At 49.8% G+C, this 2,929-nt stretch carries 1 tRNA gene and 1 rRNA gene (1 of these 2 only partly in view); both read right to left on the bottom strand.

The features are described 5' to 3' along the window. A 23S ribosomal RNA gene (locus tag RAE21_RS18675) occupies nt 1–2,518 on the bottom strand; the annotation flags it as partial. Nucleotides 2,519–2,907: 389 nt separating this feature from the next. Continuing rightward, nucleotides 2,908–2,929 (bottom strand) — tRNA-Ala (locus RAE21_RS18670); it runs 54 nt beyond the window's last position.

The raw sequence follows: 2,929 nt of genomic DNA, 5'->3' as shown, positions 1-2,929 counted from the left end.
CTTGGGACCGGCTACAGCCCCAGGATGAGATGAGCCGACATCGAGGTGCCAAACACCGCCGTCGATATGAACTCTTGGGCGGTATCAGCCTGTTATCCCCAGAGTACCTTTTATCCGTTGAGCGATGGCCCTTCCATACAGAACCACCGGATCACTATGTCCTGCTTTCGCATCTGCTCGACTTGTCAGTCTCGCAGTTAAGCACGCTTATGCCATTGCACTATCATCACGATGTCCGACCGTAACTAGCGTACCTTCGAACTCCTCCGTTACGCTTTGGGAGGAGACCGCCCCAGTCAAACTGCCTACCATGCACTGTCCCCGATCCAGATAATGGACCTAGGTTAGAACCTCAAACACACCAGGGTGGTATTTCAACGTTGGCTCCATAAGATCTAGCGACCCTACTTCAAAGCCTCCCACCTATCCTACACAGATCTGTTCAAAGTCCAATACAAAGCTACAGTAAAGGTTCATGGGGTCTTTCCGTCTTTCCGCGGGGAGATTGCATCATCACAAACATTTCAACTTCGCTGAGTCTCAGGAGGAGACAGTGTGGCCATCGTTACGCCATTCGTGCAGGTCGGAACTTACCCGACAAGGAATTTCGCTACCTTAGGACCGTTATAGTTACGGCCGCCGTTTACTGGGACTTCAATCAAGAGCTTGCACCCCATCATTTAATCTTCCAGCACCGGGCAGGCGTCACACCCTATACGTCCACTTTCGTGTTTGCAGAGTGCTGTGTTTTTAATAAACAGTCGCAGCCACCGATTTTTTGCAACCTCATTGGGCTCCATCCGCGAGGGACTTCACCTACTAAAGGCACACCTTCTTCCGAAGTTACGGTGTCAATTTGCCGAGTTCCTTCTCCTGAGTTCTCTCAAGCGCCTTAGAATACTCATCTCGCGCACCAGTGTCGGTTTGCGGTACGGTCGTGTGTAGCTGAAGCTTAGTGGCTTTTCCTGGAAGCAGGGTATCACTCACTTCGTCTGCAAGCAGACTCGTTATCACTCCTCATCTAAGCCCGGCGGATTTGCCTACCAGGCACGACTACAAGCTTGAACCAACATGTCCAACAGTTGGCTGAGTTAACCTTCTCCGTCCCCACATCGCACTACACATCGGTACAGGAATATTGACCTGTTTCCCATCAGCTACGCATCTCTGCCTCGCCTTAGGGGCCAACTCACTCTACGCCGATGAACGTTGCGTAGAAAACCTTGCGCTTACGGCGAGGGGGCTTTTCACCCCCTTTAACGCTACTCATGTCAGCATTCGCACTTCTGATACCTCCAGCACGCTTTACAACGCACCTTCACAGGCTTACAGAACGCTCTCCTACCACTTGCAATAAATTGCAAATCCGCAGCTTCGGTAACTGGCTTAGCCCCGTTACATCTTCCGCGCAGGACGACTCGATCAGTGAGCTATTACGCTTTCTTTAAATGATGGCTGCTTCTAAGCCAACATCCTGACTGTTTTAGCCTTCCCACTTCGTTTCCCACTTAGCCAATTTTAGGGACCTTAGCTGGCGGTCTGGGTTGTTTCCCTCTTGAGTCCGGACGTTAGCACCCGGTGCTCTGTCTCCCAAGCTGTACTCTGCGGTATTCGGAGTTTGCATTGGTTTGGTAAGTCGCCATGACCCCCTAGCCAAAACAGTGCTCTACCCCCGCAGGTAATACTTGAGGCACTACCTAAATAGTTTTCGGAGAGAACCAGCTATTTCCAAGTTTGTTTAGCCTTTCACCCCTATCCACAGCTCATCCGCTAGTTTTGCAACACTAGTCGGTTCGGACCTCCAGTACCTGTTACGGCACCTTCATCCTGGCCATGGATAGATCACTTGGTTTCGGGTCTACACCCAGCGACTAGACGCCCTATTCGGACTCGATTTCTCTACGGCTTCCCTATTCGGTTAACCTTGCCACTGAATGTAAGTCGCTGACCCATTATACAAAAGGTACGCAGTCACCCTTACGGGCTCCTACTTTTTGTAAGCATGCGGTTTCAGGATCTATTTCACTCCCCTCCCGGGGTTCTTTTCGCCTTTCCCTCACGGTACTAGTTCACTATCGGTCAATGATGAGTATTTAGCCTTGGAGGATGGTCCCCCCATATTCAGACAGGATTTCTCGTGTCCCGCCCTACTTTTCGCAAGCTCAGTACCACACAGGTCATTTCACGTACGGGGCTATCACCCGCTATGGCCAGCATTTCCAGGCTGTTCCGTTATGTCTTGTGCTATCACTTGCAGGCTTCTCCGATTTCGCTCGCCACTACTTTCGGAATCTCGGTTGATGTCTTTTCCTCGAGCTACTGAGATGTTTCAGTTCACCCGGTTCGCCTCGCATACCTATGTATTCAGTATGCGATACCCCTAAGGGTGGGTTTCCCCATTCGGAAATCTCCGGATCAAAGCTAATTTGCCAGCTCCCCGAAGCTTATCGCAGGCTATCACGTCCTTCGTCGCCTATCATTGCCAAGGCATCCACCACATGCTCTTATTCACTTGACCCTATAACTTTGACCACTCTTGCGAGTATCTCCGTCATCTTCAAGGAATGTTTGACAGGTCTCTCACCTGTCGCGTTATGCCGTAAATGACATCACCACTTGCTTTCGCAACCAGTGAGCCTAATTACTTTCGAATTTCAAACAAAGTTTGATATTCATTTTGACGCAATCAAATATGTTGCCAACAACCACGCAAGGCACGGTCTGCACTAAACCTTTACGAATGTGCAGTTTCCTTGGCGCAGCTTAAAGTTGGCAACGCTGATTAAACTCTATAAATTGTTAAAGAACAGCCGGTTGATCAAGAGATCTTGATCAACAACAAAGCAGCCTCTTCATTGCAAGCAATGCAAAGCTACTTTGGTGTTGACTTCATGTGTATCGGAAGTTTGGTGGAGGATGACGGGATCGA

This window comes from Rhodoferax potami, assembly GCF_032193765.1.
GTDB classification, from domain to species: Bacteria; Pseudomonadota; Gammaproteobacteria; order Burkholderiales; family Burkholderiaceae_C; genus Allorhodoferax; species Allorhodoferax potami.
The sequence above is the reverse complement of the archived record's forward strand: the minus strand, read 5'-3'. Positions and strand labels throughout refer to the sequence as shown.